Here is a 26,938-nt window from a genome sequence, read left to right as displayed (position 1 = left end):
TTACGCCTTCCTTATGCGCTTATGCGTAAAGGAAAGTAGAAATTGAAAAATTTCCTATTAACAAAAAAGGCTTACCAAAAGTTGGTAAACCTGATAAAGATATTTTACTCAAGAAAGTCTTTGAGCCGTTTACTGCGACTAGGATGCCTTAGTTTTCGGAGAGCTTTTGCTTCGATTTGACGAATCCGTTCACGGGTAACACCAAAAACTTTACCCACTTCTTCTAATGTTCGAGTTCGTCCATCGTCAAGTCCAAAGCGGAGACGTAATACATTTTCTTCACGGTCAGTTAGTGTATCTAGTACATCTTCTAGTTGTTCCTTTAACATTTCATATGCTGCGTGGTCTGATGGTGAAGTAGCGTCTTGGTCTTCAATAAAATCGCCTAGATGAGAATCATCTTCTTCACCAATTGGTGTTTCAAGAGATACAGGTTCTTGCGCAATTTTTAAAATTTCTCTTACCTTTTCAGGAGTTAAATCCATCTCTTCGGCAATTTCTTCAGGCGTCGGTTCTCTTCCCAAGTCTTGCAGTAATTGCCGCTGAACACGAATTAATTTATTAATTGTTTCGACCATATGAACAGGAATTCGAATGGTTCTTGCTTGGTCTGCAATTGCCCTCGTAATCGCTTGACGGATCCACCAAGTAGCATACGTACTAAATTTAAATCCTTTTTTGTAGTCAAACTTTTCAACAGCTTTAATTAGACCCATATTTCCTTCTTGAATTAAATCAAGAAATAACATTCCCCTACCTACATACCTTTTTGCAATACTAACAACAAGACGTAAGTTTGCTTCAGCCAATCTACGCTTTGCTTCTTCGTCACCTTGGGCGATTCTTTCTGCTAATTCAATTTCTTCTTCAGGAGATAATAAATCTACCCGACCAATTTCTTTTAGATACATTCGAACAGGGTCATTTATTTTAACACCAGGAGGAACACTTAAATCATTTAAATCAAATTCCTCTTCACCTTCTAGTTCATTATCATCAGGTTGATCACTATCTTCTTCTTCTGCTTCTTCAACTAATTGAACACCTTGTTCTGTTAGTTGCTCATAGAAATCATCCATATTCTCTGCGTCTAATTCATACTGAGCTAAATTTTTTGCGATTGTATCGTAAGAAAGAGATCCCCTTTTCTTTCCTAACTCCATTAATTTGTCTTTAACCTGATCTAAAGTAAGTTCAGATTCTTCTTTGGAACGTGCTGATTTTTCAGCCATTTGTTCCCCTCCTTCCGACAATTAAAGCGATTTTTTTAAAAGGATTATTTCATTCACAAGCTCTGCTGCCTTTTTATAATTTTTCTCCAATTCAGCTTCTTTACTTGCTTTTTCTTTTTCCTTTATTTTGAGCAATTTATGCTGTTTAATGACATGCTTTATATAATCAGTAAATTCTTTATCAGAAATATCATCATTCGTTGGAATCATGCCAATTTCTGCGATTAAATCCCGTAAGTACTTATCTTTAACAAAACTTAAAAATTGTGTTAAATCCGGTTCATTTCCTTCTTCATAGTATGCATAAAGGTAGGTTACAATCGCTTGATGTTCATCGAGATTAAACGTATAATTTTGTAAAGCTTTTTGGACGCGGTTCGCAAACGAAATACTTTTCAGCATCTGTGCGATTAACATTCTCTCTGCGTTTTCAAAAGCTTCCCTAAGTTTCTTTTCAGTTTGAATAATTACAGGTGTATGTTTTAGTTGTGGTTGGTTATTTGTTTTCTTTCTGTGAGCATAATATAATTTACGCTGTTGTTGTTTTAATGCATCTAAAGATATCGAGAATTCTTCAGCTATCTGACGTAAATAAACATCTCGTTCAATGGCATTTTCCATCGCAGCTATATCTTTTAATACTTGTTCGATATATATGAGACGATCTCCTTCATTTTGAAGATTTTTGCCTTGACGGTAATATTTCATTTTAAACGCCATGAATGTCAAACTTGTCCCAATAACTTTATTTACAAATGCATTTCCATGAACACGAATGTATTCATCTGGATCTTTCGCATCTGGAATAACCGCCACTTGAACAAGACAACCCGCTTCTTGCAATAATTCCCCGGCTTTAAACGTTGCATTTTGGCCCGCTTTATCTGCATCAAAACATAATATAACCCGGTCAGTGTTGCGCTTAATTAAATGAATATGTTCTTCAGTTAATGCCGTCCCCATCGTACCAATTCCATTATCAACACCTGCACCAAATGCAGATATACAGTCAGCAAAACCTTCAAATATGATTACTTCTTGTTTCTTACGTATAGCAGGCCTTGCTTTATGGAAATTGTATAATACCTTTCCCTTATGGAATATTGGTGTTTCAGGACTATTTAAATATTTAGGTTCCCCCTCATGAATGACACGACCAGAAAATGCGATTGTATTTCCCTTATTGTCATAAATTGGAAAAATGATTCTACCGCGAAACCGATCAAAATATCGATTATTCGCTTCACTCCTAATAATTAACCCTGCTTGTTCCAGCAGTTCCTCATGAAACCCCCTTGATTTTAAAAACTTCAAACTGGTATCCCAATCATTTAAACAATAGCCAATTTGGAAGTGGTCAATCATTTCACGAGTAAAATCTCGTTTTGTTAAATATTCTAGAGCTTCTTGCCCCTTATTCGTATTTACTAATAAATGGTGGTAAAATTGTCTTAGTAGCTCATGGGCTTCAATCATTTTTTCATGATCTGTTTTTGGACCATCAACATTATTTGTTTTTAATTTTTCTATATGTAACGGAATATTCGCACGCTCTGCTAATTTTATAGCAGCGTCCTGAAAGGAAATACCTTCAAGGTCCATTAAGAAAGAAAAAACATTCCCGCCAGCATGACAGCCAAAACAGTAGAAAATTTGCTTATCAACAGATACGGAGAACGATGGTGATTTTTCATCATGAAAAGGGCAAAGACCAAAATAATTTCTCCCCTGTTTTTTTAGATGAACATATTCACTAATCACATCCACTATATCGACAGATTGGCTAATTTCATTAATTATTTCTTTTGGAATCCGTTCTCCCATAAGAACATCTCCATCCCATTATTAAATATTCGACTCTTATCTTAAATATCCTTCAAGATTCGACATTTTTTGTCTAATAATATTTTGGTTTAACTTCACGGGATTTTCTTATGGTTTGATAATAAGATTCTACATTCGTTCACATTTTCCTTCTATCAAGGACAAATTTCTTAGAAAGTACATAGTTTCTTTCATTTTGTAGAAGAAAATGTATGTCGAAAAATTTTTATTTTCATTTCTTGACATTCATCATTAATAAGTTTATTCTTAAATCCCCAAGTCTAAACCTAAAAGTGAAAATTTCTGTACAATTTTTTATTATAATACAAAAATAAGCTTTTTACCATTTAATTGTTTCATAAAAATATTTCCAAATTTATATAAATACAATCCATCATAAAAGGCCATCCAATAATAAAATTTTCATTTATTATTGGATAGCCTTTTTCTTTATTATTGAAATGAAAATGAACGTTTTAACCTATTTTCTTTAGGTAATTAACAATCATATTTGCAGTCTCTTCTACTGCTTTATTTGTTACGTCAATCATATGACAACCAATGCGATTAACAATCTGTTCAAAGTATTCAAGCTCTTGTTTTATTCTTTCCTCTTTCGCATAATTGGCCTTTGCATCAAGGCCTAGTGCGATTAACCGTTCTTTACGAATATGATTTAACTGGTCAGGACTAATTTTAAGAGCAATACACTTTCTACCATCTATTTGAAATAATTCTTCAGGCGGTTCAACTTCTGGTACAATCGGAACATTCGCTACTTTATACCGTTTTAACGCAAGAAACTGGGACAACGGAGTTTTTGACGTTCTAGACACACCGATTAACACAATATCTGCTTTTAAAAGACCATTTGGATCTTTACCGTCATCATATTTAACAGCAAACTCAATTGCTTCAATTTTTTTAAAGTAATCTTCATCTAATTTACGTACAAGACCAGGCTCATATTTTGCAGTCACACCAGATATTTCCTCAAATTGATCAATGAGTGGACCTAATACATCAAAAGCGAAAATATTTTCTTGATTCGCTCTTTCTGTTAAATACTTTCTCATATCAGGCTTAACAAGTGTAAAAACAATAATTCCTTGATTTAATTTAGCAAGCGAAATAACCTCGTCAATGGTCGTGTGATCTTCAACAAACGGTATTCTTTGTAAATCTACTCTTGCACCATTGAACTGGCTCATCGCAGCTTTTGTAACTAATTCGACCGTTTCTCCTACCGAGTCAGATACTATATATATAGGAGGTCTCGTCATCTGAGTATCATCTCCTTATCTGTTTGTCTAGCACCATAAAGCTGCATGCGTCTTTCCTACTCGTCGTTAAAGAGGGTGACAAATGCCTTTGTAATATTTGATTTCGTCACTCTACCGACGACTTCATACCCTTTATCCTTATCTCTTACAATAGGCAAGGCATCGATTTGTTTTTCAATTAACTTCTCTGCTACGTGAATTAACAAGTCATCACCTTTACACATCGTAATATTTGGCATTCTTGTCATAATGATGTGCACTGGGACAGAGTTCAAATCCTGCTTACCAATGCTAGCACGTAAGCAGTCTTTTCTAGATAATGCGCCAACTAACAAGTTATCATTATCGACTATAAAAAGTGTCCCAACATCTTCTAAAAACATTGTAACAATGGCATCATAAACCGTTACATTCTCATTAACAACGACAGGAATCGATTTAAAATCATTCACTTTTATTTTTTTGATACTTTCAGATAATAGTTGTGTACTACTTTTTCCTGTATAAAAGTATCCAACCCGCGGCCTTGCATCTAAAAATCCTGCCATTGTTAAAATAGCTAAATCTGGTCGCAATGTTGCACGTGTTAAATTTAACTTTTCTGCAATATGTTCCCCCGTAATCGGACCGTTTTCCCTTACAATTTGAATAATTTTTTCTTGTCGTTTACTAAGTTCTATTTTACTCACCACCCAACCAGCAAAAAATAACATATCTTGCCTAAACGAATATATATATTTTACAAAAAGATAGTTTTTAGTCATGTTATTTTTCGTTATAAGTGACAATATGTTCTACTAATCACTTTACAATAAGTAATGAAAAATGGGCAAATGTTTTGATTGTACTTGAAATAAGTTTCATTAAGGATAAACGGTTTTGGCGAACTTCTTCTTGATCAGTCATAACCATCGTCTTGTCAAAGTAACCGTTAATTGATTCTTTCAATCCTATCAACAATCGATAGTATTCTTCCATATCATTTACTGTTCGCAACTTATTAGAAACCTCTTTATATTTTTCAAACAAAGCATTCTCTGATTCATTTTCAAATAATGCCGGATTAACTTCAGATATTGTTGTTGCTTTTTTAGCAATATTAATAACCCTACTTAAAGCCTCAACTTCTTCTTTAAATGTCGTACTTCCTTTTCTATCTTCTAAAATCTCAGCTTTCGTTACTAGTGATTTAATATCGGCAATTGGTGCCTCTAATACGGCATCAATAATATCAAAATGGATGCCCTTTTCTGTAAGTAAGTGTTTAAACCGTAACTTAAAGAAGTCTAATACATCTTGAAGAACTTCCTCCTCATTTCGTTTTGAAAATGTTTTTGTTCTATCTATACTTTCTTTTAAGAGCAATGTGAAGTTAATATTCCAACCTTTATTTATTAAAATTTGTACGACACCTGTTGCTTGCCTTCTTAAACTATAAGGATCTTGAGAACCACTCGGAATCACTCCGATAGCAAAGAATGAACATATTGTATCTAATTTATCCGCGATACTCACAATGGCGCCTGGATCTGTTTTAGGTATAATTCCGTCCGCACTTTTTGGCAGGTAATGTTCATAAATCGCTTTAGCCACATGAGTATTTTCCCCGTGAATAAGGGCATAGTTTTCACCTATATATCCTTGCAATTCAGGGAATTCATCAACCATTTGTGTTACTAAGTCAAACTTACATATCTCTGCAGCTCTTAATGTGTTAGCCTCTACCTCTTTTGAAAGGTGAAGTTGTTGTAACATATAATAAGATAGCTCTTTAACCCGCCCTACCTTTTCTTTATAAGTACCAATTTCATCATGATAAATAACTCTTTCTAACTTCGATAAACCGTCTTGAATTGATAATTTTTGATCTTCTTCGTAAAAGAAAACCGCATCTTGTAGTCTTGCACGAATGACTTTTTCATTACCTTTACGCACATTTTCGATATGTTGAGAATCCCCATTACGTACGGTTATAAAGTAATTCAATAAATTTCCGGATTGGTCTTGCACCGGGAAATAACGTTGATGTTCCTTCATTGTAGTAATTAATACTTCTTTTGGTAATTTTAAATATTCCTCTTCAAAAGTACCGAATAAAACTGTTGGATACTCAACAAGATTTGTTACTTCTTCCAACAATTTTTCGTCAACTGGAACGACCCAGTTTTGTTCTTTCTCTAATTGATGAATTTGATTTAATATGGATGTTTTTCTTTCTTCATAATCGACTAAAACATATTGCGATTGTAATAAAGATTTGTATTCTTTCGGCTCCTCAATTGAAACGGTATCCCCCAAAAATCGATGTCCGTAAGACTTATTACTTGCCTTTACATTTGTAATTTGAACATTTAGTACTTGTTTACCATATAACGCAATAATCCAGCGAATAGGCCGAATATAACGAAGATCAAAGTTTGCCCAGCGCATATTTTTAGAAAAGGTTAAACTTGTAATTACATCTTGTAATGTTTCCAAAATTTCTACCGTATTTTTACCTTGAATATGTTTATTCACATATACATATTCAACACCACTTACTTCTTTAAAATAAATATCATCTACCGTCTTTCCTTGCCCTCTCGTAAAACCTTGTGCAGCCTTTGTCCAGTTACCAGCTTCATCTATCGCAATTTTCTTTGCAGGGCCTTTTACTTCTTCATTTATATCTTCTTGTTTTTCATTAACATCCTCAATATAAACTGCTAGTCTTCTTGGAGTTGAATAAACATGGACTTGACCATAGCCGATATTTTGTTCTTTAAATAATTGCTCAATTTGGTCAGCTAATTGTTGGCTTGCATCTAATAGAAAGCGAGCGGGTACTTCTTCTAATCCAATTTCTAACAATAAATCTTTTTTATTCATTGTCATTCCCCTTTCTCTTATTTAAAATTGGGAATCCTAACTTCTCACGTTCATCGTAAAATGTTCTTGCTATTTTTCTAGCTAAGTTACGACAACGAGCTAAATATGCAGTCCGTTCAGTAACAGAGATTTCTCCTTTTGCATCAAGTAAATTGAATACATGCGAGCATTTCAACACATAATCATAGGCTGGGTGAACAAGACCTTCATCCATTTGCCGATGGGCTTCTTTTTCATACACATGAAATAAATGAAAGAGCATTTCACTATCAGATGTTTCGAATGCGTATTTCGAATGTTCATATTCTGGTTGTCCAAAAATATCGCGCACCGTAAACCCTTCTGTCCATTCAAGATCAAACACATTCTCTTTATCTTGTATATAAGAAGCTAGACGTTCAATTCCATAAGTTATTTCTACAGATACGGGCTTACATTCTAATCCACCTACTTGTTGAAAATAAGTAAACTGGGTGATTTCCATTCCATCAAGCCATACTTCCCAACCAAGACCTGCACAACCAAGTGATGGATTTTCCCAGTTATCTTCAACAAAGCGAATATCATGTTGAAGTGGGTCAATTCCTAGCGCACGTAAAGAATCTAAGTAAAGTTCTTGAATATTATCAGGAGAAGGTTTAATAATTACTTGAAATTGATGGTGTTGATATAGGCGATTAGGGTTTTCACCATATCGACCATCTGCTGGCCTTCTTGAAGGTTCTACGTAAGCAACACGCCATGGTTCTGGACCAATTGCTCGTAAAAAAGTATATGGACTCATTGTTCCTGCACCTTTTTCAACATCATAAGCTTGCATTAATATACATCCTTGATTTGACCAATGCTTTTGCAAAGTTAAAATCATATTTTGGATATTCATTTTTCCACCTCTTGTATTTTTTATCTATTCCTTAATTCAATAGATTTAATTGTTCTTGTTGGATTAGGAATTTAAGGTTCATCATTGACATAAAAAAGATCCCGTCCCTATGCTTAAATGTAAGCATAGGGACGGGATCTTTCCCGCGGTTCCACCCTATTTGCCAATCGGCCACCTTAACTTCACTATTGCTCCAGAATGCCTTCCTTAATTCTCTATACCCTAGCTCGCACCATCCTAGGTTCGCTTTTATAGAAGCAAATTAAGTACTACTTTCCTTCACAGCAAGAAATATTTTATTACGTATCATATCGAAAAATGCAGATGATGTCAATAGTCCTTATCGAAAATTCACAGTATCTTTAACTATTTCGTCGTTTTCATTCCAGTGAATTACATAAGGGAGTTTCTACAGAATAAAGTTAATTCATTTTAATTTATCCAGTTGCTGTAGAAACCTTTTTGTTTTTAAGTACAAACCGGAATATTCTTCATAATAAGCGGATATACATGTCTCGAGTTCATTTTTTGTAGTTTCTTTTACATTGATCGTTCCTAACCGATTTAAATCAAAATAAGAAAAAAGTCGTAATAAACGGATTGTCGTCTGATTTAGTTTTAAGTGGTGCGGATCATGTTCAAGGCAACGGTGACATAAAATTCCTGCTTCTTTAATTGAGAATACAAATGGACCTTCTGTATTTTTACAGTTGACACAGTATTCAAAATTAGGTCGCAACCCTAATAAGGGTAACATTTTCATTTCAAAAATATTTTTCATAATTTGAGGATCGTATCCCTCATCAATATACTTTAAAGTTTGATATAACAATTCAAATAAATAAGGATTGTTTACACGTTCATCTGTACTTTTATCTAAAAGTTCGACTATGTATGAGGCATACGCAGTCAAAAAAAGATCTTCAGTAATCGAACGAAATACTTCAATAATTTCTCCTTGTTGAACCGTTCCTAAACCTTTACTAGTAGAGCAAAGAAAATAGCCGTATGTAAAAGGCTGCGACACAGAGGCTAGACGACTATTCGGCTTTTTTGCACCTCTTGCCACAGCACCAAATTTCCCGAATTCACGAGAAAATATGGTTACAATTTTATTTGACTCACCGTAGTCAATTGAACGGAGAACAATGCCTTCAACTTTTTGGAACAAAGATGGTCACCATCCGAATAAAGCGTAAAGGTTTTAGGTCACAGGAATATCAGCATCAGCTAGTTCTATATCGTTATCTGGTGTATCTTCCATTTCTTTTGCTAATTCTTTGTAAAGGAGATAAGTGTCAATACTTCCTGTTTGGGTAAAAACCTTCCAAGTAAAATGTAGCATGGAAATTCCCACCTTTCAAATTTTTGACTAGCTTTGACCATAACCTTATCATTTCCTAACTCTCAAAAATCATGAGAAACAGATTTTGTAAATTCTTATTAGTCATTTAGATAAAAGTCATTAATATTCATCTTCACGATAACCAAATTCTCTTAACACAGTAGCTTTATTTCGCCAGTCTTTTTGAACTTTTACCCATAATTCTAAGAAGACTTTTGACCCTAATAAGTTTTCAATATCAACTCTTGCTCTTTTTCCTATTTCTTTTAACATCGACCCTTGTTTACCGATTATAATTCCTTTTTGTGAGTCACGCTCAACGATAATGGCTGCCATAATATGAAGTGTACCATTTTTTCTCGTTTCAATCTTTTCAATGATAACCGCCACAGAATGAGGAATTTCTTCTCTCGTTAAATGGAGTACTTTTTCCCTAATTAACTCGGAGATAATAAATCTTTCTGGATGATCTGTTATTTGATCACTCGGGTAATATTGTGGTCCTTCAGGTAAATAATTTTTTATTGTATCAAGCAAACGGTCTACATTGTTCCCTTGCAATGCAGAGATCGGTACAATTTCAGCAAAAGGATATTTATCTTTATACTGATCAATAATTGTAATTAACTCATCAGGGTGAATTAAATCAATTTTATTTATAATTAAAAATACGTTTGTTTTAACACTTTGTAATTTTTCTAGAATAAATTCCTCTCCACGACCAAAGCTTTCAGACGCATTAACCATATATAATACAATATCAACTTCATTCAAAGTATTTGTTGCAACTTTTATCATAAATTCTCCCAAACGATGTTTAGGCTTGTGTATTCCCGGTGTATCGATAAAAATCATCTGCGCATCATTCGTTGTTAAAACTCCTTGAATTTTATTTCTTGTCGTTTGTGCTTTATCACTCATGATCGCTATCTTTTGTCCAATAACTTGATTGATAAATGTAGACTTTCCAACATTGGGTCGACCAATTATTGTAATGAATCCTGATTTATATTGATGCTCATTATTATTACTATTCATTTAAATCCTCCGCGTTAAATGCTCCTGGTAACAACTCTCCAACAGTCGTTTCAGTTATGTCACCTTTTAAATTTGTTAAAAATACTTTCATATCACTTGGACAAAATTCTGCCATCACTTGACGACAAGCGCCACAAGGGGAGCAAGGTCGTTCTGTATCGGCAACAACCGTCAGCATTTTAAAGTTTTTAACTCCTTCTGAAACCGCTTTAAAAAATGCAGTTCTCTCTGCACAATTAGCCATACTGTAGGCAGCATTTTCAATATTACAGCCATGGTACACTTTCCCATCTTCTGTTAATAAAGCAGCACCAACAGCAAATTTCGAGTAAGGAACATAAGCTTGCTTTCTAGCTACAATTGCTTCTTGAATTAATTGTTCTGTTTTCATTGATGTTTATCCTTTCTTATCTCGACTTACATAAAATTTTACTATAAAAATTTAAATTTGTTAATGGTTAATCGCATGAATTAATTGATTTTTTTGTATTTTCAAATTACAGCCCAAAACTTATAAAACTTTTGGAACGAATAATAAAATACCTATAATAATACTTACTAACGCCGATAGTAAACATGCACTAGCAGCAATATCTTTCGCTTGTTTAGCCAACGGATGATGCTCTTCACTTACTAAATCAACTGTCCTTTCAATCGCGGTATTCAGGAGTTCCGTAACAATTACGCCACCAATTGTTAAAGTAAGAATCATCCATTCCAAAAGAGAAAGACGAGCAATAAATCCAATTATTGTGACAAGTAATGCTGCACATAGATGTAATTTCAAATTCCTTTCCCGATAAAACGCACATATAAACCCTTCAAATGCAAATCGGAAGGATAAAAAGAATCTTTTCATGAAATCAAATCCTATCTTGTTAAACCAAATTCTTTTAAAATCTCTTCCTGCTTATGAAACATTTCCCGTTCTTCCTCTTTTGTACCGTGGTCATACCCTAGTAAATGAAGAAATCCATGTACTGCTAAAAAACCTAATTCCCGTATAAATGAGTGGCCATATTCTTCAGCCTGTTCTTTCGCTTTTGGGATTGAAATAATAATGTCACCTAATACACGTGGAAGATCATTGCCAACGATGTCCATTTCCTCTTCAGTCTGTTCTTCAAGAGCAAACGAAATGACATCTGTCGGTCGATCGATACCACGATACTCACGATTAATCTCATGGATTCTATTATTGTCAACAAAACTTAAGGATAATTCACTATTTTCATCTACACTTTCCTCTTTCGCAGCTACATGTAATAACTGTAATATAACTTCTAGCGTTTCTTTATCAAGTTCTTGTGTTTCGTCAATGTAGTCAATTTCTAACGGCATATGCTTCACCTTTCATCTTTCAATTCTGGATATTCAATTCGATTATGGAAAATACCATGTAATGTTTCGCACAATGTTCTTTCTATAATCGTTAGTTCCTTAAATGTTAAGTCACAGTCACTAAATTGTCCGTCATTCAATTTATCTTTAATAATATTTTTCACTAAGCTTTCTATTTTTTCCATATTTGGTTTGGACATAGAACGAACAGCCGCTTCCACACTATCTGCAATACTTATGACAGCAATCTCCTTCGTTTGCGGCTTTGGTCCTGGGTAGCGAAAATCATCTTCAGTTACATCTTGTCCCAATTCTTTTGCTTTATAGTAAAAGAATTTTAAGAAACTTGTTCCATGATGCTGTAAGGCAACATCAACAATCTCTTTTGGCATTTTGTATGATTGTAAAATATTTGCTCCATCAGTCGCATGTGCAATAATAATATCACGACTTGTCTCCGGTGATAACCGATCATGAGGATTATCCATATTCATCTGATTTTCTATAAAAAAGTTCGGTCTTCTCATTTTACCAATGTCATGATAATAACTAGCAACTCTTGCTAAAAGACCATTTGCCCCAATTGCCTCACAAGCACTATCACTTAGATTAGCAACCATTACACTATGGTGATACGTACCCGGTGCCTCTGTTAAGATTTTTTTCAATAGTGGATGATTCGGGTTAGATAATTCAACCAACTTCATCATTGACAAAATTCCAAATCCCGCTTCAAAAAATGGCAACAACCCAATCGTAAATATAGCTGACCCAACTCCTGAACCGATTCCAAGCAAACCATAAATAATGTATTGAGTTATCGAAAATCTTGAATTAGGTATGAATAGAAAGGCAATTACTAAAATAGCATTGATAAGAGAGACGAATAATCCAGCTTGAAAAATCTTTGAACGATGATTTTGATTTGTCAAAAACAAAAGACCACTTAATCCACTAAATAAAATATATAAACTAATAATTAAATTAAATGTCCCGCTCGTCTGGGTATTAAATATTAACGCACCACTTGCAGCTAATATGACCGTTCCGATAAAACCTAACCGATCATTTAGTAAAATTTTCAACAACATGGAACACATCGCTGCTGGAAATATAAAGGCCAAATCTAAGTGATCAATCGGGATTAAGCTTATCCCTTTCATAAATATTAATGAAATAATTAAAACGACACTAAAAATGAGAAATTCCTTTTGCTTCTTCTTATCATTTTTACTGTTAAAGTATGAAAATACGAGAAACATAAGGACAACTACAAATAAGATTAGCCCGATTAACGGCATAAGAGGCACATCTTGATCTAACAAACCTAAAAGTTCTAATTGTCGATATATTTCCTGGTCAATTAATTGACCTTCTTCAACAATTATTTGTCCTTGTAATATTCGCACAGGCTCCACATTTTCAACTGCTTGTTGCCGTAACTCTTCCGTTGCTTCAGGGTCGTAATACTCATTTTGAATAATTGCATACCTACCTAATTCAATGGTGGCAGCTTTTAAATCTTGTGGTAGGGAAATATAACGAATTTCATCTTCTACTTTCTTCTTTGCATTTTCAACATCACTCGCTGAAATTCTCCCAGTCATTACCTTATTTACGGCCGTAACTGCAGCATCTTTTGCAATTGATAAATCTGTTTTTGAATTGTTTACAAGTGCTTTTATTGTTGATTCAGATAAATCATTAATGACTACTTTCGTTAGTTTTTCCTTTATCCATGCTATCTTATCACTTTCTGTTACAAGATGATTCGTCTCACTACTTTGTTCCCCATTTATTTCTTTCTCTAATTCATTTTTCACTACTTCATTTTGCAAATCAATTGCTGAATTGAAGATTGAACTAATTAAGTCAACCCGATTTTGTGCATATTCTTGCTTTAAAATATATTGAGGCTTAACTTGTGCCAACATTTCTGTGCGTTTTTTCTCTGTTTGTTCTTCATCCTCAATCGTAATTGGTGAGCGAATAGTTTTCTCTGCAATCGAGAATTTCTCAATATTTAGTTTTACAGGCTTAACATTACTATACATAGCAAAGAATAATACAAAGCCAATAACAATAAATATGAGCCAATATGCAATTCGATTATTTATTTTTTTTAACATCGTCATTAAAAAACTCCCACGTTTCATCACAGCCGTCAAGCCCCCATAAAGCATACGTTAGTTATTATTGTACAAAATTTTATTGTTAAATTATACCAATACAGAGAAATTTTTTCCTCTTTTTCCATTAAACTTTTGTAGCTTTATTTTATTATACCACTGATAAATATAAAAGAGGCTATTCAGAATCCTGGCACAATGAGCATGAAATGAGCTTTTGTGCCAGGCAATTGAATCAGCCTCTGTTTTCACTATTATTATTTAACTGGTCATAAGCATGAATAATTTTCGCAACTAATGGATGCCTTACAACATCACTTTCTTCTAAATAGACGAAAGCAATATTAGGAATACTCTTTAAAATTTTTTCTACAACTGATAATCCAGATTTAACACCATGGGGTAAATCAACTTGAGTTAAATCACCTGTAATGACCATTTTCGATCCAAACCCTAGCCGCGTTAAAAACATTTTCATTTGTGCAGCTGTTGTGTTTTGCGCCTCATCAAGAATGACAAAAGCATCATCAAGTGTTCTTCCACGCATATAGGCAAGTGGGGCAATCTCAATAGAACCACGTTCGATCAGACGTTGGGTATGTTCTTGACCTAAAACATCATGAAGCGCGTCATATAACGGTCTAAGATATGGATCAACTTTCTCTTTTAAATCTCCTGGTAAAAACCCTAAGCTTTCTCCTGCCTCTACTGCCGGCCGTGTTAAAATAATCCGTTTAACGATATTATTTTTCAAGGCATGCACAGCAAGAACAACAGCTAAATATGTTTTACCCGTACCTGCTGGACCAATTCCAAACACGAGGTCATGATTTTTAATTGCTTGGACATATTCGCGCTGTCCTAATGTTTTTACCCGAATTGATTTCCCTTTTGCATTTTTTGTAATTTCTTCTTTATACAATTCATTTAAATATTCGATTGTCCCTTGCTTTTCCATTTGCAATGCTAAGGACACATCCCTTGGACTAATCGTCATTCCTTTACCAACAATCTGGTGAAGCGAGTGAATCACATTTTCTGCTGATTGAATACTTTTTTCTTCTCCAGTAATCCGAATAACTTCTCCTCTTGTTGTAATCGATACATTCAATTCACTTTCAATCATTTTTAAATGGCTATCAGCTGTTCCAAATAAAACAATTGGATTTTCTATTTGACCTAATTGATACTCTACCGTTTTCAAAAATGACAACACCCCTAATTTGGTATATTGGTTTTTTCTTTCTTTTTTTCCTTTGGATGAATCGGTACTGCTTTTGCAATATTTTCAACTACATCATAACTTATTAATAATTTCAATTTACCATTCTCTACCTTTTGATGCAAAACTTTTTCTCCTACTATCTGCGCATCTTTCGGAATGGACTTCACTAAATCTTTTTTTGCAATAGATAAGGCTAACTTCTCTGCTTCCTTCTCAGTATATGTTTTTTCATGTGTTTCTACTTCACGAATGGTCGTTTTTACAAAGGCAATAGGTAAAGACCATTTGAAAAACTTCAAATACGTTTCGTCACTTTCTATTTGTTCCTTCTTATATTGCTCCTTTTTCAGTCCCCATATAGGGATTGAATAATCACCAATTTTTATACCTGTTTTCTTCATTTCTTTCCCTGTTAACAGTTCAAATTCATTTTGTAATTGAACTTCAACTTTTGTATCATACCAAGTTTTCCCTAAAATTTCTCCCTTCGCTGAAACATATTCTGGTTCATCTTCTTTGCCAATAATACCTGATACTAAAAGCTGACCAGGTTTCACAAAATCATGAACAGAAATAACTGGTTGTCCCTTTTCAACAAAATAATCAACAATAACGGCTTCCTTTTTAGCGATTATATGTTGTGGACCTTGTTTTTCTTGCTCTTCAGGTTGTTCTTTTTCGACGACTTGAAAATGATAGGTTGTCCCTTTTAACTCCACACCAATCCAAGTAATGTCTTCATTCATACGTGAAAGTTTTCTTTGTAACGTTAGAGGATCGTCAATAAGAAATTGCAAATTCCCTTTTTTCACACCGAGTTGTTTTAATTGATTATTAATTTTATATTCAACTTCAGGACTAGCTCCTTTAATTTGAATATCCCAAATCATATTCGATAATATAAGGATCATAGCCATTGCTATTACAGCTCCTATAAAGAATCCCGTATTTTTCTTCATTCTTTTTATGTAAAATGGCAAGCCAGCCTTCTTTATAAACCGTACTTTTACTCTATGGTAATGGACGGCTTCTCGTAAATAAGTGACGTCTTTTATAAACATTTGAAATGTGATTAATTCCTCATTATGCCGTTTCACATTCCAAATTCTTACTTTTTCTCGAATAAGTTTATTAATCAATCGTTCTAAGCCTTTCCCCTCAATTTTCACCGTAATATGGCCAGCTACTTTTCCTAACCAAAGATTTTTCATTTCTCCACCCCACTTGCATTTCATCATGAACTATACTCGTAAAGCGGGGAATATGCTCCCCCACTCAAAAATCATTCGTAATCTAGTCGATCCCTATTATTCTGGTAGAAATAGTACTTGCTCGATTTTCCCTTCAAGCAGTAACTCTTCAGGTAAAATTGTTTTAATAACAAATTCTTTTCCTTTAATAAGTAATTGGCCTTGACTTAACATGATACGAATTTCTTTATCTGAAAAGGAGAGTAACCCTTTATGATTTTCAATATAAATATGGATTTGCCCGACCATCGTAATCCGGGGAAAATCCATCATGACATCTTCTGGGAGATCCAGTTGATTTGTGATCCATCTTTGAAGTTTCTGCCTCCAGTTTTTGGCCATAAAAGAACCCCCTTTCATTCATATTTATGAACGAAAAGGGGGTATTAGCACTTTTTTTCATTTTTTCGTTTTAAGTATTATCCTGAATTTTTCACCGATATGGTTTTTTTGCTCTTGGTGGGCCTAGTACTTCAGACCAAATAATACCTTCAACAACTTTTTCACTAGTTAATTTAGGTAAAACCACAGTTGAAACTGCTTTTTTCTTTTCTAATTCTTGTTCTAACTTTTCCATTTCCATAGTTAACTGTTGTTGTCTCGATGGTAATGGCTCTTGTTTCTCTTCAATGTTTGCTTTTTCAATTACTTCTGGTTTAATAACTTGCTGATTCTTATTAAATTCTGGTTTATGCTTCTCTACTTCTGTTTTCAACTGTTTTTCAAATTCACGCTTTAATATTTCAAACGGATTTTCACTTTTTGGTTGTTGTTCTGTCCGAGAAGTCTGATATTCTATTTCTTCATCCTCTTTTGGTCGCGCTGATTGCACTGGTTTGTTAACCGTTTTTTTCTTATCTTCTTGTCTACCAAGAAGTGAAAAAATACCTCCAAGTATAACGATTAATAACGGAATATTATTTAACAAGTAATCAATCACGAGGGAGTCCCCCCTTTATTTTTCCTTACTTATGGTCTTGTTCTTTTGTGTCATTGTTTGTCGCTTTACTAATAGATTGTCTCATATCCGTATCAGCCATAATATTTCTATAATTCATATAGTCCATAACACCAAGGTTACCTGTTTTCAGAGCTTCTGCTAAGGCAAGTGGTACTTCTGATTCTGCTTCCACAACTTTCGCTCTCATCTCTTGTACGCGTGCAACCATTTCTTGTTCAGCAGCAACAGCCAAGGCACGTCGTTCTTCTGCTTTTGCTTGGGCAATTTTCTTATCAGCTTCAGCTTGGTCGGTTTGTAAGATTGCACCAATGTTTTTACCAACATCGACATCTGCAATATCAATGGATAAAATTTCAAAGGCTGTACCTGCATCTAGACCTTTTTTCAAAACCGTTTGTGAGATTAAATCAGGATGTTCTAAAACAGCTTTATGATCTACAGAAGAACCGATTGTTGAAACAATTCCTTCCCCAACACGGGCAATAACGGTTTCTTCACCAGCACCACCAACAAGACGGTCAATATTTGCGCGGACAGTTATCCGTGCTTTCGCCTTTACTTCAATTCCGTTTAAAGCTACCCCTGATATAAATGGTGTTTCAATCACTTTTGGATTAACACTCATTTGAACGGCTTCTAGTACATCACGGCCTGCTAAATCAATAGCTGCACATCGTTCAAATGTTAAATCAATATTTGCCCGTTGAGCAGCAATAAGGGCATTAACAACACGGTCTACATTACCACCTGCGAGATAATGACTTTCCAATTGGTTAATTCCAACAGGTAAGCCTGCTTTATGTGCTTTAATTAACGGGTTAACAATACGACCCGGAATAACTCTCCGTAGACGCATACCAATTAGTGTGAGAATACTAACTTTAACCCCAGCAGCTAAAGCGGATATCCAGAGTGCAACTGGAATAAATGATAATAGTAATACAACAAATAAGATAATGACTGCAATCAAAATCAGTCCAAATAAATTAATGGGTCCCATTTACTTCATCTCCTTATAAATCTTATTATTTCATACGGTTAATCCTTTAACTCCCGAACAACTACTCGAACACCTTCTACTTTCACAACAATCACTTTTACATTCGTGTCGATAAAACCACCCTCTGTCACTGCATCGACCCGCTCATTTTCGATAATAATTGTTCCTGAAGGACGAAGAGGTGTTAATGTTATTCCCTCTTTATTCAGTAGATCTGTTCGTGAAGAGTTTGAAACATAGCCTTGTTCTGAACTTGTGGAGTCACGTAGAACAATCTTGCCAAATAATCTGTTTTTCTTTCCAAAAAATTTCACTAAAATCACCATCGCTGTAATTGCTACTACTATAGCAATAAATAAACTAATCGTCATAAATACAACATTTTCCCCAGCAAATATAATTGACATGAGGATACTACCTAAACCAAGAAAACCGAGAATTCCTCCAGGTACAAATAATTCCACGACAATTAATATTATACCTAATATGAATAAAATAAGCGATTCATATCCTGCTAAACCAGCAATATAATGTCCGTAAAAAAATAGTAATAAAGATGAAAGACCTGCAATCCCTGGTAAGCCAAATCCTGGAGAGTATAGTTCAAGGATTAAGCCTAAGCTACCAATTGATAATAATATTGGAATGATAAATGGATTTGTTACAAACTCAGCAATACGTTCTGACCAAGATTTATCAACCTGTTCAATTTGCGCCTTACTGTATCCTAATGTATTTAATAATTCATCTTTACTTTTAACAACACCTTCTGCATACCCGACTTCTAAACTTTGCGATGCTGTAAGGGTTAGTAGTTTCCCTTTTGGAGCATCATACTTTGGAAGATTAATGGAGTCATCTGCCATTGCCATTGCATAAATGGGATCTCGACCACTTTGTTCTGCGGCTGATTTCATGGCAGCTAGCCAATAACTTTGTGCTTTTTTATCGGCAGCATTTCCATCTTGTGTAATTACGGCAGCTGCACCCATTGTTGCATTCGGAACCATATAAATTTCATCCATATTTAGTGCGATATATGCCCCCGCAGACAATGCTTCGTTATTAATAAAAGCAATTGTTTTTACGTCTGTATTTCTTAATAGTTTTGCAATATCAGAGGCTGCATCGACGGCACCGCCTGGAGTATGTAGCTCAAAAATGATTGATTCTGAACCATTATCTTCAGCAATAGAAATAGCTCTTCCAATAAATTCTGTTAACCCTTTCGTAACTTCACTGTCAACTTTTGCATACGTAATGGGACTATTTTTTGCACTAGCCTCTTGAAAAGGTATGAAAAAGAATATTAATGGAAGAAGAAGTATGAAGAAGAAAATATTTACATAGCGTTTTTTCATAGCGAACCTCCTCCCCTAAAAAGTCTGTATTATGTTATACGTGTTAGAAGCGAGTTGGTTTCAAAAATAATGCAAATTGGATCTAATAAAGTAATGGTAATTTTATCCAAGCGAACGAAGAGGTTATGTGGACAAAATCTTTCTTTCGTTGCCCCACTACCATTTACTCACTACCTTGACTCAACGTAAATAGTCTATATATCCATGTAATCATACCATCAAATTGCATGACTATTTCACTTACGATCAATGTTCATATTGAAATAAACAGTGATTGTATAAAAAAGAGACTGTCCATGTGTTTAAGCCAACACATCATGACAGCCTCTTTTAAACGAATATAATTTAGGCTAACTCAGTTAATACAATTTTATTAACGAGTGAACCGTCTGCTTTTCCTTTTATTTTCGGCATAACTACCGACATTACTTTACCCAAATCGGCCTTTGAAGAAGCACCCACTTCTTTTATGGCCTCTTTAATAATCTCTTTTAATTCATCTTCGCTTAATTGTTCAGGTAAATACTTTTTGACATAAGTGAGTTCTGTTTTAATTTTTTCAGCTAAGTCAGACCGACCCGCTTTTTCAAATTCTTGGAGGGAATCTTTTCGTTGTTTTACCTCACGAGATAGAACAGTGATTTCCTCTTCTTCGGATAATTCTTTACCAAGCTTAATACTCTCATTTTGTAAAGAAGATTTAATCATCCGAATAACTGAGAGTTTATCCTTTTCCTTGTTCTTCATCGCGTGCTTCATATCTTCATTCAAACGTTCGAGAAGACTCATCATTACACCCTCTTACCATTTCCGTTTTCTTGCAGCTTCAGACTTTTTCTTACGTCTTACACTTGGCTTCTCGTAAAATTCGCGTTTTCTTACTTCTTGTAGAGTACCCGTTTTTGATACTTGACGTTTGAAACGACGCAATGCATCATCAAGGGATTCATTTTTACGAACGACTGTTTTTGACATATCTTTCCCTCCCTCCGAACAAAACACCTTACATCAAACATGGAAATACCATGTACCTACAAAATTATAATAGAAAACTCGCGTAAGGTCAACTACTATGATATAAATTTTAACGACATGTTTTTATCTTAGGAAGAATAAAATGAACCTGAGGTGAGGACATGCTTTCTTTTATTCAATTTATATTATATATCCTTTTATTTATTGGTGGAATGTCTATCATGCGGACAGGCCTTATGAATTTGTCCGGAAATAGGATGAGAGACTGGCTTTTAATGTTTACTTCTAATCCTTTTAAGGGACTATTATTCGGTATTTTTATAACCATCTTGTTACAAAGTAGTTCTGCAGTTATGATTTTGACTGTTGGGTTAATCTCAGCCAATCTTCTATCCTTTCCTCAATCAATCGGAATTATCCTAGGGACAAATATTGGAACAACCGCAACAATTGAGTTTTTAGCTTATGGGACAAATGAGATGATTGTTCCCCTATTATTATGTGGAAGTTTATGCTTAATCATACCAAATAAATCGTCAAGAAATATCGGTTTATTTTTCTATGGGTTAGGAGCCATCTTTTTTGCTTTGTTCGGTTTCGAGCGTCTAGCTGCTCCATTAGCAACTAGTGATATCATTACACCATTACTTAACAATATGAACAATAATGTAATCATTTCTGCTGCTATCGGATGTGTTCTAACCGCCATTATTCAATCAAGCACTGCGATGACTGGAATTGCAATGGGATTCATAAATGCGAATATTCTCTCTTTACCAGCTGCCATTTCGATTATGCTAGGTTCTAACATCGGTACATGTCTCGATGCTTATATTGCTAGTATCGGTGGTGGTAGAGAAGCTAAATTATCGGTTTATGCACATATTTGGCTTAATATACTAGGTGTTGCCTTATTTTTACCTTTCATTCATGAGTTTTCTAGTATAATGGAAAGATTATCTTCTATTCCACAAAATCAATTAGCCCATGCAAGTGTCGTTTTTAACGTTATCGTTTCTTTAATCTTTCTTCCGTTTTCTAAACAGTTTGCTTATTTAATCGAGCGTATTCATAAAAGATAAAAAAAGAAACGCAGGGACGCTAGATCCTTAAGGCGAAACGGGAGACTATAGTGGATTAGAAAGTAGAAATTGGAAAATATATACTTACCAATTAGCTAAAGAAAGGTCAGAACCACTCATTCATTTTAACGAGGATTCTGACCTTCTAATGACAAATATTACTTGTCCCAATCTTTAACTATATTTACCCCGGAACTTGCTCCAATTCTAGTAGCACCCGCTTCAATCATCGCTTTTGCATCAGATGCTGTTCTTACTCCTCCTGATGCTTTTACACCTATATTTGGTCCTACCGTTTGACGCATGAGCTTAATATCACGAACAGTTGCACCCCCTGTTGAAAAGCCCGTTGAAGTTTTTACAAAATCAGCACCCGCTTCAACGGATAAACGACATGCGGTCACTATTTCTTCATCGGTTAAGAGAGATGTTTCAATAATTATTTTTACGATAGCTTGATTCTTTGCAGCGTTAACAACCGCTTCGATATCCTTTTTAACCGTTTCAAGATCGCCACCTCGAAGTGCACCAATATTAATAACCATATCAATTTCCTTAGCTCCATTATGAATGGCATTTACTGTTTCAAAAGCTTTTGATTCAGCCGTTGTTGCGCCTAAAGGAAAACCAATAACTGTACATACTTTTACATCAGTCTCTTTCAATAGATTAGCAGCAAGTGAAACCCATGTAGGATTAACACAAACCGAACAAAAACGATAGTCCTTTGCTTCTTCACATAAAGTTTCAATTTGACTCTTTGTTGCGTCTGCTTTTAATAAAGTGTGATCAATATATTTTGCGATATCCATGGCAGGTTGTCTCCTTTTTTGATGTAATATGTAATACGCTATATGATCAATTTTTCACTTTGTTGAACGACTTCTTCATCAATAACTCGAACAAATTGACCTTCACAATATGGATAGCCAGCCTTCGTAATTTTCACACGGACAATTTTCCCTAACATATCTTCTGTAGCAGGAAAAACTACTTTTAAATAATTATCCGAATGACCTTCATACAATCCGCTATTTGGATCTTCTTTATACGGTTCTTCTGGTATAACGTCTAATACTTCGCCTTCAAAGTGTGAAGCATATTCTTTTGCTAATTGGTCAGATAAAGTAATTAGTCGATGAACACGCTCTTCTTTAATTTCCTCATCAATTTGATTCTCCATTCTCGCAGCAGGAGTGCCTGTTCGTTTTGAATAAGGAAACACGTGCAGTTCCGCATATTTATGTTTCTTTATAAAATTATACGTTTCCATAAATTCTTCTTCCGTTTCTCCAGGAAATCCAACGATGACATCAGAAGTTACAGCAAGATCAGGAACAGCCTTTTTCAGTTTTAACAGTCTTTCTTCATACTCAGCCATCGTATACTTTCTTCTCATTCGTTTAAGAACAGTATCTGAACCAGATTGAAGAGGTATATGCATATGACGGACAATTACTTTTGATTTTTCAATAACATGAATAACTTCATCTGTAAGCTGACTTGCTTCAATTGAAGAAATACGAAGTCGTTTTAATCCACGAACTTGTTCCTCTAAATCTTTTAAAAGCATCGCTAAATTATAATCCTTCATGTCTTGGCCGTAGCCGCCCGTATGTATCCCTGTTAATACGATTTCATTATAGCCTGCATCTACTAACGTTTGCGCTTGACGGATGACTTCTTTAGGATCACGAGATCTCATAAGACCCCGAGCCCAAGGAATAATACAAAATGTGCAAAAATTGTTACACCCTTCTTGTATTTTCAAAGATGCCCGATGCCGATCAGTAAAGTAAGGAACACTCATTTCTTCATAAACGCGATTTTTCATAATGTTTCGTACAGCATTAATCGGTTGTCGTTCATTTTGATATTGTTGAATATACTCTAACATCTTAACTCGGTCTTGAGTACCAATCACGATATCTACACCTGGTATATCCATAATTTCAGCAGGAGATGTTTGAGCATAACAACCAGTTACACAAATGACAGCATCAGGATTTTGCCGAACAGCCCGACGAATCACCTGACGACTTTTTTTATCGCCTGTGTTCGTTACTGTACATGTATTAATAACATAAACATCAGAATTTTGTTCAAAATCGACACGTTCATAACCATTTTGTTTAAATAACTGCCAAATCGCTTCTGTTTCATAATGATTCACTTTACATCCAAGTGTATAAAAAGCAACGGTAGACAAAAAAATCACCTCAATAATTCAAAATAAAATGAGATTGCTGATAATGCGTATAAAGGTGCAGTTTCAGCACGTAAAATTCTAGGTCCTAGACCACACAATGTGAAGTTTTTAGCTTCTAACTTTTCAATTTCATCTTCAGAAAATCCGCCTTCAGGGCCAAAGACGATAAGCAAAGAATCACCTTTATTAAGCTCGTTTAACATGCTTACAAAAGCGTCTTGCTGATTATTTCTACCCAGTTGTTCATAAGCGACAATCTTTTTTTCAAATGTGGAGCTCATTGATAATAGGTCATGAAACGTCACAGGATGAAGACAATCAGGTATTTGACTACGCTCTGATTGTTCTGCAGCTTCTTTAGCAATTTTTTGCCAACGTTCAGTCCGTTTATTCCCCTTTTTTTCATCCAATTTTACAATTGATCTTTTCGAGGAAAATGGAAGAAATGCAGCAGCTCCTAGTTCGGTTCCCTTCTGAATAACTATATCGAATTTATCCCCTTTTAGCAACCCGCTGGCAATCGTAACATTAATTGGTAATTCACGATTTTCTTCAATGAGTGCAATGATAGTTGCTTCTACACTTTCTTGGGAAATAGTAGAAATTGCACATAATGCAGTTTTCCCATCAGGCATAACAACAGAAAATTGATCCCCAATTGTCCCACGCATTACTCTTACAATATGGTGATAGTCATCCCCGAACAATCGTATGATCCCTTTATCTTCAGGTTGATTTTTTAAGAAATACCGCTGCATTTCGTTCACTCTCTCTAATCAAGTTTTTTCGCGATAAAGGTTACCCAGTCTTCCATCAATAATGTTTCTTGAATTGTAAAACCAGACTGTAATAAAGCATTTTCAACTTCATTTCGCTTTTGATTTATGATTCCTGATGTAATGAAATAGCCACCACTGTTTAGTAAACGGTAAGCATCATCAGTAAACCGTAATATAATTTCAGCTAACAAATTTCCAACAATAATATCAGCTTGATCATTAATCCCATCAAGTAGATTATTTTGTTTTACAGTAATATGTTGGTCCACTTTGTTTAGTTTAATATTTAATTTCGCACTTTGAACAGCAACTTCATCTAAATCAAGTGCAGTAATTTTTCCCGCTTCTAGTAATGCTGATGCAATACTTAAAACGCCTGAACCTGTTCCAACATCAATAACTAAATCCCCCTTTTTTACTGTGCGCTCTAAAGCTTGGATACTCATGACTGTTGTTGGATGTGTTCCTGTTCCGAAAGCCATGCCTGGATCGAGTTCAATAATTAATTCGTCACTTTGTACAGGTTCATATTCTTCCCAAGTTGGTACAATTGTAAATTTACTTGAAATCTTTACTGGATGGTAATATTTTTTCCAAGCTGTTGCCCATTCTTCTTCATGTACTTCACTAATTGTTACTTTATTTATACCTATATCAATGTTAAAGAGAATTAAATTGTTAATTGCTTGCTTAATTTCTTCAACTGTTTCACCTAAGAAACTGTTGACCGGTAAGTACGCCTTGATAATAACCCCTTCATCAGGAAAATCGTTTGGATCTAATTGATAAATTTCCCCAAATCGATCTTCTCGTTCTTTCGTTAGTTCAAAGGAATCCTCTATAACAATCCCACTAGCGCCAGCTTCATACAATATATTAGAGATGGGTTCAACTGCTTCATTTGTCGTATGGATACTAATCTCGGACCATTTCATTTATTAAAATCTCCTTTATTGTTAATCTCCTTTAAAAGCACGTTTCACTTTTTCAAAAAATGAGTCGGATTGTTCGTCAGGCGTTTTCCCACTTATTTCTGCAAATTCACGTAATAATTGCTTCTGTTTTTCAGTAAGTTTTGTCGGAGTAACAATTCGGACAATGACATGCTGATCACCAGTTACTGTTGAACGTACACTTTTTACTCCTTTGCCACGTAGACGAAATCGCGTATTCGTTTGTGTACCCGCAGGAATTTTTAATTTTACTTTCCCATATAGTGTTGGGACTTCAATTTCGTCACCTAGTGCAGCTTGTGCAAATGTAATGGGCATTTCACAATAAATATCATTCCCATCACGTTCGTAAAATTCATGTTCTTTTACATAAAAGACAATGTATAAATCGCCACTTGGTCCTCCGTTAACACCTGGTTCCCCTTGACCAGCAACGCGCAATTGTTGACCATCATCGATACCAGCAGGAATATTCACATGAATTTTTTTACGTTTTTTCACTTTTCCAGTACCATGACACGTTGAACATTTCTCTTTGATGATTTGTCCTGTACCACTACAGTGATGACAAACTCTTCTATTTACAACACGGCCAAATGGCGTATTTTGTTCACTGCTAATTTGTCCACTACCATGGCAATACGGACATTCTTCAGGTTTTGTACCTGGTTTTGCCCCAGTCCCATGACAAGTATGACATTCTTCTTCACGTGGAATTTCAATATCTGTTTCTTTCCCAAAAACAGCCTCTTCAAAGGATAATGTCATCGTATATTGTAAATCGGCTCCTTGACGTGGCGCGTTTGGATTGCGACGACGACTACCGCCACCACCAAAGAATGTGTTCAATATATCTTCAAATCCACCGAATCCACCGGCATCACCAAATCCACCGAATCCACCATAACCTCCAAAATCTTGGTTTGATCCGGCATGCCCAAATTGATCATATTGAGCACGTTTATTATCATCACTTAAAACTTCATATGCTTCCGTAATTTCTTTAAATTTTTCATCCGCACCCGGTTCTTTGTTAATATCTGGGTGGTATTTCTTAGATAATTTTCGATAAGCTCTTTTAATCTCATCTTTTGTGGCATTTTTTTCCAAACCTAGGACTTCATAATAATCCCTTTTCGACATTTAATTCCACTCCCCGAACAAATTCACATACAAATTATTGTAACATCACTAGAAATA

General features: G+C 34.8%; 27 protein-coding genes. 1 reads left to right on the top strand and 26 read right to left on the bottom strand.

Going from position 1 to position 26,938, the window contains the following annotated elements; translation table 11 throughout:
• Positions 1-104: 104 nt before the first annotated feature.
• The 21 genes from rpoD to rpsU all read right to left on the bottom strand — a co-directional run bounded on the left by rpoD (position 105) and on the right by rpsU (position 20,715).
• Positions 105-1,232, bottom strand: coding sequence for an RNA polymerase sigma factor RpoD (rpoD, locus tag BN2144_RS11685; protein ID WP_033828391.1), 1,128 nt, complete (start codon positions 1,230-1,232; stop codon positions 105-107).
• 21 nt (positions 1,233-1,253) lie between these two features.
• Positions 1,254-3,056, bottom strand: coding sequence for a DNA primase (gene dnaG, locus BN2144_RS11680; RefSeq protein WP_033828390.1), 1,803 nt, complete (start codon positions 3,054-3,056; stop codon positions 1,254-1,256).
• A gap of 476 nt (positions 3,057-3,532) precedes the next feature.
• Positions 3,533-4,339, bottom strand: a complete 807-nt coding sequence (locus BN2144_RS11675) for a pyruvate, water dikinase regulatory protein (protein ID WP_033828389.1) — start codon at positions 4,337-4,339, stop codon at positions 3,533-3,535.
• Between the two features lie 56 nt (positions 4,340-4,395).
• Complete coding sequence (locus BN2144_RS11670; RefSeq protein ID WP_230199735.1) at positions 4,396-5,028, bottom strand: transcriptional regulator CcpN; 633 nt, start codon at positions 5,026-5,028, stop codon at positions 4,396-4,398.
• A 112-nt stretch (positions 5,029-5,140) separates the two neighbouring features.
• Positions 5,141-7,207 carry a glycine--tRNA ligase subunit beta gene (gene glyS, locus BN2144_RS11665; protein ID WP_033828388.1) on the bottom strand — a complete coding sequence of 689 codons (2,067 nt, stop codon included), beginning with the start codon at positions 7,205-7,207 and terminating at the stop codon, positions 5,141-5,143.
• Positions 7,200-8,090, bottom strand: a complete 891-nt coding sequence (glyQ, locus tag BN2144_RS11660) for a glycine--tRNA ligase subunit alpha (RefSeq protein WP_033828387.1) — start codon at positions 8,088-8,090, stop codon at positions 7,200-7,202. Before glyQ ends, glyS begins: the two co-directional genes overlap by 8 nt.
• Positions 8,091-8,517: 427 nt before the next feature.
• Positions 8,518-9,261 carry a DNA repair protein RecO gene (recO, locus tag BN2144_RS11655; RefSeq protein ID WP_033828386.1) on the bottom strand — a complete coding sequence of 248 codons (744 nt, stop codon included), beginning with the start codon at positions 9,259-9,261 and terminating at the stop codon, positions 8,518-8,520.
• A gap of 33 nt (positions 9,262-9,294) precedes the next feature.
• Positions 9,295-9,435, bottom strand: a complete 141-nt coding sequence (locus tag BN2144_RS19225; RefSeq protein ID WP_075047826.1) for a YqzL family protein — start codon at positions 9,433-9,435, stop codon at positions 9,295-9,297.
• Positions 9,436-9,555: 120 nt separating this feature from the next.
• Positions 9,556-10,473 (bottom strand): GTPase Era, encoded by a 918-nt coding sequence (gene era / locus BN2144_RS11650; RefSeq protein WP_033828385.1) that lies wholly within the window; start codon positions 10,471-10,473, stop codon positions 9,556-9,558.
• Entirely contained in the window at positions 10,466-10,864 is a 399-nt protein-coding gene (locus BN2144_RS11645; RefSeq protein ID WP_033828384.1) for a cytidine deaminase, read from the bottom strand. Before BN2144_RS11645 ends, era begins: the two co-directional genes overlap by 8 nt.
• Before the next feature lie 120 nt (positions 10,865-10,984).
• A complete protein-coding gene (locus tag BN2144_RS11640) occupies positions 10,985-11,332 on the bottom strand; it encodes a diacylglycerol kinase family protein (protein ID WP_033828383.1) in 348 nt (115 codons plus the stop codon).
• An 11-nt stretch (positions 11,333-11,343) separates the two neighbouring features.
• On the bottom strand, positions 11,344-11,814 hold the full coding sequence (ybeY, locus tag BN2144_RS11635; protein WP_033828382.1) for an rRNA maturation RNase YbeY: 471 nt from the start codon (positions 11,812-11,814) through the stop codon (positions 11,344-11,346).
• 5 nt (positions 11,815-11,819) lie between these two features.
• Positions 11,820-13,949 carry an HD family phosphohydrolase gene (locus BN2144_RS11630; protein WP_230199734.1) on the bottom strand — a complete coding sequence of 710 codons (2,130 nt, stop codon included), beginning with the start codon at positions 13,947-13,949 and terminating at the stop codon, positions 11,820-11,822.
• 229 nt (positions 13,950-14,178) lie between these two features.
• On the bottom strand, positions 14,179-15,159 hold the full coding sequence (locus tag BN2144_RS11625) for a PhoH family protein (protein ID WP_033828381.1): 981 nt from the start codon (positions 15,157-15,159) through the stop codon (positions 14,179-14,181).
• A gap of 2 nt (positions 15,160-15,161) precedes the next feature.
• Positions 15,162-16,403, bottom strand: coding sequence for a sporulation protein YqfD (gene yqfD / locus BN2144_RS11620; RefSeq protein ID WP_050632295.1), 1,242 nt, complete (start codon positions 16,401-16,403; stop codon positions 15,162-15,164).
• Positions 16,404-16,475: 72 nt separating this feature from the next.
• Positions 16,476-16,760: a sporulation protein YqfC gene (yqfC, locus tag BN2144_RS11615; protein ID WP_033828380.1), complete on the bottom strand. Its 285-nt coding sequence runs from the start codon at positions 16,758-16,760 to the stop codon at positions 16,476-16,478.
• Positions 16,761-16,851: 91 nt separating this feature from the next.
• Entirely contained in the window at positions 16,852-17,358 is a 507-nt protein-coding gene (locus BN2144_RS11610; protein WP_033828379.1) for a hypothetical protein, read from the bottom strand.
• 25 nt (positions 17,359-17,383) lie between these two features.
• Complete coding sequence (gene floA / locus BN2144_RS11605) at positions 17,384-18,379, bottom strand: flotillin-like protein FloA (RefSeq protein ID WP_033828378.1); 996 nt, start codon at positions 18,377-18,379, stop codon at positions 17,384-17,386.
• Between the two features lie 38 nt (positions 18,380-18,417).
• Positions 18,418-19,740 (bottom strand): NfeD family protein, encoded by a 1,323-nt coding sequence (locus BN2144_RS11600; RefSeq protein ID WP_033828377.1) that lies wholly within the window; start codon positions 19,738-19,740, stop codon positions 18,418-18,420.
• Between the two features lie 345 nt (positions 19,741-20,085).
• Positions 20,086-20,529 (bottom strand): GatB/YqeY domain-containing protein, encoded by a 444-nt coding sequence (locus BN2144_RS11595; RefSeq protein WP_033828376.1) that lies wholly within the window; start codon positions 20,527-20,529, stop codon positions 20,086-20,088.
• 12 nt (positions 20,530-20,541) lie between these two features.
• Positions 20,542-20,715 carry a 30S ribosomal protein S21 gene (gene rpsU / locus BN2144_RS11590; RefSeq protein WP_033828375.1) on the bottom strand — a complete coding sequence of 58 codons (174 nt, stop codon included), beginning with the start codon at positions 20,713-20,715 and terminating at the stop codon, positions 20,542-20,544.
• Positions 20,716-20,876: 161 nt separating this feature from the next.
• Between rpsU and BN2144_RS11585 the strand changes: the two genes are divergently transcribed.
• A complete protein-coding gene (locus BN2144_RS11585; protein WP_033828374.1) occupies positions 20,877-21,797 on the top strand; it encodes a Na/Pi symporter in 921 nt (306 codons plus the stop codon).
• 158 nt (positions 21,798-21,955) lie between these two features.
• On the opposite strand, the gene deoC is transcribed toward BN2144_RS11585, so the two are convergent.
• From deoC to dnaJ, 5 genes are read right to left on the bottom strand one after another with little or no spacing between them, the layout of a single operon-like run.
• Positions 21,956-22,609 carry a deoxyribose-phosphate aldolase gene (gene deoC, locus BN2144_RS11580; RefSeq protein ID WP_033828373.1) on the bottom strand — a complete coding sequence of 218 codons (654 nt, stop codon included), beginning with the start codon at positions 22,607-22,609 and terminating at the stop codon, positions 21,956-21,958.
• A gap of 38 nt (positions 22,610-22,647) precedes the next feature.
• Positions 22,648-24,006 (bottom strand): tRNA (N(6)-L-threonylcarbamoyladenosine(37)-C(2))-methylthiotransferase MtaB, encoded by a 1,359-nt coding sequence (gene mtaB / locus BN2144_RS11575; RefSeq protein ID WP_033828372.1) that lies wholly within the window; start codon positions 24,004-24,006, stop codon positions 22,648-22,650.
• A gap of 5 nt (positions 24,007-24,011) precedes the next feature.
• Positions 24,012-24,764, bottom strand: a complete 753-nt coding sequence (locus BN2144_RS11570; RefSeq protein ID WP_033828371.1) for a 16S rRNA (uracil(1498)-N(3))-methyltransferase — start codon at positions 24,762-24,764, stop codon at positions 24,012-24,014.
• A 14-nt stretch (positions 24,765-24,778) separates the two neighbouring features.
• Positions 24,779-25,720 (bottom strand): 50S ribosomal protein L11 methyltransferase, encoded by a 942-nt coding sequence (gene prmA, locus BN2144_RS11565; RefSeq protein ID WP_033828370.1) that lies wholly within the window; start codon positions 25,718-25,720, stop codon positions 24,779-24,781.
• 21 nt (positions 25,721-25,741) lie between these two features.
• Complete coding sequence (gene dnaJ / locus BN2144_RS11560) at positions 25,742-26,881, bottom strand: molecular chaperone DnaJ (RefSeq protein ID WP_033828369.1); 1,140 nt, start codon at positions 26,879-26,881, stop codon at positions 25,742-25,744.
• Between the last annotated feature and the right edge of the window lie 57 nt (positions 26,882-26,938).

Origin of the sequence: Bacillus andreraoultii (genome assembly GCF_001244735.1) — a bacterium.
Taxonomy (GTDB): domain Bacteria; phylum Bacillota; class Bacilli; order Bacillales; family Caldibacillaceae; genus Caldifermentibacillus; species Caldifermentibacillus andreraoultii.
This window is presented reverse-complemented; position numbering and strand designations above follow the sequence as displayed.